We start from the raw sequence: 348 nt of genomic DNA, 5'->3' as shown, positions 1-348 counted from the left end.
GAAAAAAAATTTCCGTCTCCTGAAGAGATTGCTAATGAAGCTGAATATGCGAAGGCCACGTTGCGCAGCTACTTTTCAACCCACAGTGATTTTGTCGAATACGTTGTAAAACAAGTCATTGGATCATTCGTTATCCCCCCTATGGGCGATGATGCAGAGGACAATATTGAGAAATTATTAAGATGGGGTTATGAAGAAATAGAAGCCAATGAGGCACTGATGAGGGATGCTTTACGCATTTCTCAGTTACGCTGGCAGGAATCTTTATCCGGTGAAGATAATCACAAACGACCTGTTTTGAAGAAAAAAAGTAACCGTAAAGAGACACTTTCTACGGCGTTAGCGCCT

The 348-nt window shown here is 41.7% G+C and carries 1 pseudogene; it reads left to right on the top strand.

The annotated features are described in order from the left end of the window. A pseudogene (locus EAE91_RS23860) lies at positions 1–348 on the top strand (TetR/AcrR family transcriptional regulator); the annotation flags it as partial.

The sequence above is a fragment of the Photorhabdus noenieputensis genome, from assembly GCF_018448935.1.
In the GTDB taxonomy this organism is placed as follows: domain Bacteria; phylum Pseudomonadota; class Gammaproteobacteria; order Enterobacterales; family Enterobacteriaceae; genus Photorhabdus; species Photorhabdus noenieputensis.
The sequence above is the reverse complement of the archived record's forward strand: the minus strand, read 5'-3'. Positions and strand labels throughout refer to the sequence as shown.